The organism is Sphingomonas xinjiangensis (genome assembly GCF_014199255.1).
Taxonomy (GTDB): Bacteria; Pseudomonadota; Alphaproteobacteria; order Sphingomonadales; family Sphingomonadaceae; genus Sphingomonas; species Sphingomonas xinjiangensis.
In genome coordinates this window covers 1-6,148 of the sequence record NZ_JACIJF010000048.1, presented here as the reverse complement: position 1 = coordinate 6,148, position 6,148 = coordinate 1, and the positions used below count along the sequence as shown (strand labels likewise).

Sequence of the window (6,148 nt, the reverse complement as noted above, 5' to 3'; positions counted from 1 at the left end):
GGGGCGACCGTGCCCAGACCTGGATTACAGAAAGTGAAGGAGCAGCTCCGCGCTGGCGACACGCTGGTGGTGTGGCGCCTTGACCGGCTTGGTCGGTCCCTGCGCGATCTGATCGGGTGGATGACCTATCTTGAACAGGAGAAGATTGGGCTGCTCAGCCTTCATGAGGCGATCGACACAAACACTACATCGGGGAAGCTCACCTTCCACCTGTTTGGCGCTTTGGCAGAGTTTGAGCGCAATCTTATCCGAGAGCGCACCCAGGCTGGCCTAGCTGCTGCCAGGTCGCGGGGTAAGAAGGGCGGTAGGCCGAATGCACTTAGCAAGGATAAGCGCGACCTAGCGGTGAAGCTCTACAACGAGGCTGACATGCCAATTGCAACGATCTGCACGATGCTCGGCATCTCCAAGCCGACCCTCTACGCCTACGTACGAGCGGCCGACGCCGAGGAAGACGCTGCCTAGCAGCGCGATAACGAACGCACGTCCGCTATCGAGACTCCGCATTCGCCGGCATCATGGCGATGATTGGGTGGGAACCGGACATAGATCATTTTTGCGTCCCGGCCTTCTGTCGCGCGTGTTCTGTACGCACAGCTTCTGGATACCCTAGGGTGACAGGATAATCGGTCCAGCCAAAAGCATGGATAAACCTGTTGCGGCAGATAGGAGGCATGTCAGCCACATCGGGACACATCAACTGCAAACCGGTTGCAAGTGTGTCGCTGATGAAGAGGTAGCCACCTGGCTTATCTACTACCTTCATGGCCACCGTGTGCAGGTTCCGAAGTGCGTCACGACTCTTCCAACTCGGATCACTTTCGATCGCTGCAATGATCTGGCCCGGCTGCCCTGCACGTTCCTCGGGTGTCAGGTCTTGGTAGGTTCTTTCACTTGAACAAGCGCTGACGAATAATAATGCGAGGAAACTTGCCATTGAAGTGATAACGCGGGTTACTGAATGAGATTGCATTCCGATTGCCCTTTGAAGCAACAATAACAGACTGAGCTGGACTGCTTGACTGCCGAAACTGCCTGACCCTCGAAGAGTATCGGACAGCACCTACTCGTAAGTTAACGCCGGGAACGATACGCGAGATCCACGTCCGCTTCTGGGCGTTAGCCACTGTGAGTGGAACCGGCGAGAGCAGACATCAGCCTAATCCGCGAGCGTGAAGTTTACCCTGACGTGAGGCAGCCAGTCGGGCAGTACCTCCGCTTGCAAGTCAACGCTCTGAAACTGGCGCTCTGTCTCGTCCACATCGCCACAAAAGCTGAACACCACCGGGAGCTTGTTGCCGTTGATCGGTATGCCGCCGCACCACGTTCCCGGTGCCTTCACCGGACCGTTGATATGATCTCCCCAGGCGTGATCGATAACCCAAAGCTCCCAACCGAGCACTTCGGCTCGATCTTTTCTGCAGGCGGCGAGGAAGGTCGTCACGTCTTCGGGATGAATGCCAAGCTCACCGTTCGGCGCGTGAAAGGCTCGCATCCTTACAGCGCGATCCAGTGAAGGCGGATACAACATTGGGAACTCTTACCGCGCGAGGCTTAACGTCGGCAACTGATGCCGTGGACGGCTCTCCACCACGGCGGAGTCGGTTTAATCTGCTCCGCTCGGATTGAGGAGGAGTGCCATGGCTGATGTACATGTAGTCGGATTGGATATCGCAAAGTCGGTCTTCCAGCTGCACGGGCTGGATGAGGCTGGCACTGTCATTCTGCAGAAGCGAATAACGCGAGCGCGGTTGCTGCCGTTCTTCGAGAAACTATCACCTTGTTTGGTAGGGATCGAAGCCTGCGCGACCTCGCACTATTGGGCTCGCGAGATCGCCAAATTTGGTCATGAGGTGAGGCTGATGCCCGCCCAATACGTAAAGCCTTATGTGAAGCGGCAGAAGAACGACATGGCCGATGCGGAGGCGATTGCAGAGGCTGTCACCCGGCCCACCATGCGTTTCGTTGCCGCAAAAGCCCCCGATGAGCAAAGCGCGATGATGCTGCACAAGGTGCGGCTGATGCTCAACCGTCAGCTGGTGATGCTCACCAACGCCATTCGTGCGCACATGGCGGAGTTCGGTATCATCGCGCCGGTTGGTCGCGGTGGCGTAGATCGGCTGCTCCAGGTTATCGGGGATGAGGCTGATGAGCGTGTTCCTGCCGCAGCGCGTCAGTGTCTCCAGATGCTCATTGCCCAATTGAAGCTCGTGAAGCAGCAGATCCTTGAGAACGATCGCCAAGTCCTCGCCGTGACCCGTTCGAGCGAGCTTTGCCAGCGCCTCATGGAAGTGCCTGGCATCGGCCCACTGGTCGCGTCGGCGCTGGTAGCATGCGTGCCAGACCCCTCGGTCTTCCGATGCGGTCGCAACATGGCAGCGTGGATGGGGCTGGTCCCACGGCAAAACTCATCCGGCGGCAAGGAGCGGCTGGGGTCCATCACCAAAGCCGGCAATCGCTATCTGCGGCAGATGTTATTTGCAGGCGCGATGGCAGTGATCCGGCGCGCAATGCAGAGCACACGCCGCACCTGGATCGTTCGTCTGCTCGAGCGTCGTAAGCCAAAGGTTGCGGCCATCGCATTGGCGAACAAGAACGCCCGCATTGCGTGGGCCATGATGATGAGCGGAGAGCGCTATCGCGAGCCGATGGCCATCGCTGCGTGAGACCGCGCGGCTGAAGAGGCTGCGCTTCGAGGTTGGAAAGGGCAAAGGAGCTATTGCACGAAAGCCGGTCGACACCGGCGGATCAGACCACCCTACAACGCCCAAGCACCCCCAAGTGCGAGCAATTGATCAGGGGCCCGATCCGCGGAAGGCATTATGGCCAGCGGCAACGACAGCCGCACAACAGGCCGGACACATGGCCGCACCGACCACCAAGTGCATCCGCTCAACAAACCCTTGCCAACGGAGAGCCGTCCACACATGGGCGGAAGCGGAAAGGCGGCTTCTAGCGACCGCTTTGCCGGCGCGGAACGTCGTGGTCTGGTGGTAAGCTGTCCGTCCGCTTACGCTCGGCGGAGGATGATAGCGGACGCTCATGAATCAATGCGCTGCGATGTCGCAGCACCGTCAGCCGAAGACCCACTGACGATTGAGTATGAAGGTAATAGCCGCTGCTAAGAGTACGGCCGGTAGGAGTGGCGCCCAAGGTGGGAGCCCGAGCACCGCCGTGCCAACCCAGGTTACGACGGCGTTGATGACCAACCCGGTGCTCTGCACAGCGACAAAGCGAAGGTGCTGGCCGATACCTGGGGTACGATTACCATAATCTTTAAAGCTCCACCTGCTATGGGCGAAGAAACCGAATGTAACCGCTATGATGAAAGCGAACGGCACGGCCGCCACCGCGAGTTCGCGGGGGAACACGTACGCGGTTAGTGGCAGGTAGACCAAAGAGTAGACTATGCTAGATAATCCACCCGCAATGCCGAAGCGCACTAGCTGGCGCACTGTATCTCTGTGCAGCCGCAGGCCTTGCATGTTTACCGAGACCACCTTGGCTCGCTCCCGAAATCGCAGTGAGTCCGCCTCAACTACGGCAGCTCTTGGGCGTGCGCAAATCCGGCCGGTATGTCCGAGATTGGGGCGTTTGCGGACCGGCGGCTTTCGGCGAGGCGGGTCACAATAGCAGACATCGTCGGGTCGCTGCCTTTCCCAAAAACGATCGGGAAACGGGAAGCAGGTAGGTCTTGCCCCGAACGCGCATCAAATGAATTATGCGCGTTCGTAGGGGGAAGTCATGAGATGCCGGCGCTGGTGCGATGCGGATGGAGTCCGTCGAGGACAGAAGCTTGATCGTCACACATTTCGCGGTCACCCTGTACCCGATGCCGGCGCCGGAGCGACCTCCGGGCCGAAGCGCACTCTGGCGATCACAGCTATCACGCCGACACGCTATCGCTGGACGTTCGCCATCGCCGGCAAATCCTTCGTCGCGGGCGTCAATACACTGGCTGGTGACGGACGAACCTTAACCGAAATGAGCTGGCGCGTGAACGCAAGCCCAAAGCCACCGGATGGGACTTGATGGGTGAGCGCAAGATGGCTCAGCAGAACATGCCGTGGAACCAGTTGCGTTAATGAAAACCGGTCCCCTTCGGCGAATTGTGTTGCTCGACCTGGGTCGAGCCTTATTGGCACCTACCGCTAGGACAACGCTTCAGAAACTCGGCTTTGCGACGCGCTTGCTCTGCCTTGGTCTTAGCCGCTTCGGCTTCCTGTCGACGCGCCAATTCCGCCTCCTGCGCGGCCGTTTTTCGTTTTGCCTCAGCGAGTATGCGTTCACGCTCCGCAGCAGCAGCAGCCCTACGCTCAGTTTCGTTCGAAGGCGCGACAATGATCGAAGCCGAGCCATCCGCCGACTGACCTGATGCCCCACCATTGTTGGTTTCGGGCGCATCCTCATTTTTTGCGTCTGTTACTGCGTTACTGGCTGATGCCGAACCTGCCGTTCTCACGGACGCCGACCCGCTGGACGTCGCGGCTTCTGCGTTGTTGCGACTGTCAAGCGCGCCACCGGCTGAGTTGGAAGAAATAGGCAAATTCGCTGCGTCGCTAGAGGACGAAGAAGGGTCGTCCGATGCCCAATGCGCTCTCGGTCCGCGCGAACGTGGGCCTTGGATTATGTCTTCCAACTGTTCGTTCAAGCGTCGGCCAGTCGCGGAATTCCCGTCTAAGGGATTATCAATTACGCCGTCTGCGGATGTTGCTCCGGTCCCACGCGCTATGCCGTCGAGGACAGCGCCCCACATCTTCGCATTTTGAGCGGCCTCCGCACGCTTATTGGCTTCCTCTTGACGCCTTTCACGTTCAGCATATTCTTCTCGTGCCGCAGCAACGGAATACGCCGTGCCCCTTTTCCAAATGTCTTGGGCTAACGTCGCCCATTTTCCTTCATGCTTTACCTGCCAAAGATCAATCAAACGATCTCCCTCTATCCTTGTTATTGCTCTATAGTTACCTTGTGAGCCGACTAATTCATCTTCGAACATTTCGTACTTAATGTCCCCTCTGAGTTGACCTTGCATACGAAACTCTACATTCTTACCGACCTGGATCAGTCCGGTAAGATATTCATCAACTGATTTAGGCGAACCGTGCGCTACCTTTAACTCAAAACCAGGCTTTGACCAAGTGTAAGTAAGAAGCTCTATAGACTCAGTATTGTCAAAACTGCTAAAGCTGCTTTTCATCCATTGCGTACCCACGAGCTTGGCAAATATTCCCCAATGGTCGACTAAGCGGGTTGGTTCCAAGATGGCCAACCGGATGATTTCCGCATCCTTGGATGACACCTTTTGCCACGTAGAGGCGACCGGCTTCGAAGCGTCCCGAACCCAACCTTTGCCCCTCCTCTTTGACCAGACGGAAGACCACTTATCCCCGTCCACTGAGTAGAAAAATGAAGACTTCTCTTTTGGGTTGACCGGAATACGGGCAAACGTCCCGTCAGCTTGGGCCGTCAGATTTGCAAAATGCTGAAATGTATTGCCAACCTTCTGATACTCTTCAATGAGACCAGATGCGTTGTTAAATTTCCAGACTTCGACTGACACCGATTTGTTAGGCAGCAAAGTAGACATCAGCATTTGCTGCTTTGGAGCAGTCCAGGAAAATGTTACGAGAGATCCGTTAGGCAACGACCAACTCGTATCGGCCAACGCCGCTAAGGTGCCCCATGCACTTTCCGGGTCTTGCTGACCGCTTTGAGGTACATTTGCGCTCGCAGTCGCTTGCTCTGGCTTCGCAGGGGCCCGCTCCGGTTTCACGGCATCTCGTTTGCAGGCGTTGTTAAACAGCGTAAGCGCGGTACAGGGTGCCTGCGTTTGTGCCTGCGCCGATGCAGTGAGCAGCAGCATCGAAAGCGCACCCGTCAAGACAATGTACTTCATATTCCTACCCCGTCCGCGTCCCGCCCCCGGGACTATGTGGTTATTATATCACGCTAACCGCGCCAGTCGAGTGATGTTGGTGTCGTCGTCCTGATCGCCCGAAGTTGCTGACCTGATCATGCTAAGTAACGGATGGAAAAGCCATGAGTGAATGGCTGCTTCTCTATCGCGGCTTGAGTCAACAGGCGAAGGCTACTCTCCGCTGCCGCAAGGGCACCGGTGTGGTGGATTGGGAAGCGACAATACATTACT

6 protein-coding genes are annotated in these 6,148 nt (G+C 57.2%); 2 read left to right on the top strand and 4 right to left on the bottom strand.

Translation table 11 applies throughout. The features are described from left to right. On the top strand, positions 1–465 hold a 465-nt coding region (locus tag FHT02_RS21025; RefSeq protein ID WP_184092168.1), incomplete at its 5' end, for a recombinase family protein. Between the two features lie 85 nt (positions 466–550). Here the strand turns inward: FHT02_RS21025 and FHT02_RS21020 are convergent. Both FHT02_RS21020 and FHT02_RS21015 read right to left on the bottom strand, forming a co-directional pair. After that, on the bottom strand, positions 551–937 hold the full coding sequence (locus FHT02_RS21020) for a hypothetical protein (RefSeq protein WP_184092166.1): 387 nt from the start codon (positions 935–937) through the stop codon (positions 551–553). Positions 938–1,159: 222 nt separating this feature from the next. After that, a complete protein-coding gene (locus FHT02_RS21015) occupies positions 1,160–1,531 on the bottom strand; it encodes a hypothetical protein (protein WP_184092164.1) in 372 nt (123 codons plus the stop codon). A 109-nt stretch (positions 1,532–1,640) separates the two neighbouring features. On the opposite strand from FHT02_RS21015, the gene FHT02_RS21010 reads away from it, so the two are divergent. Continuing rightward, a complete protein-coding gene (locus tag FHT02_RS21010) occupies positions 1,641–2,666 on the top strand; it encodes an IS110 family RNA-guided transposase (protein WP_184092162.1) in 1,026 nt (341 codons plus the stop codon). 408 nt (positions 2,667–3,074) lie between these two features. Here the strand turns inward: FHT02_RS21010 and FHT02_RS21005 are convergent, their stop codons facing one another. Further along, positions 3,075–3,485: a GtrA family protein gene (locus FHT02_RS21005; protein WP_184092160.1), complete on the bottom strand. Its 411-nt coding sequence runs from the start codon at positions 3,483–3,485 to the stop codon at positions 3,075–3,077. A gap of 650 nt (positions 3,486–4,135) precedes the next feature. Continuing rightward, a complete protein-coding gene (locus FHT02_RS21000; protein ID WP_184092158.1) occupies positions 4,136–5,896 on the bottom strand; it encodes a hypothetical protein in 1,761 nt (586 codons plus the stop codon). Positions 5,897–6,148: the final 252 nt, after the last annotated feature.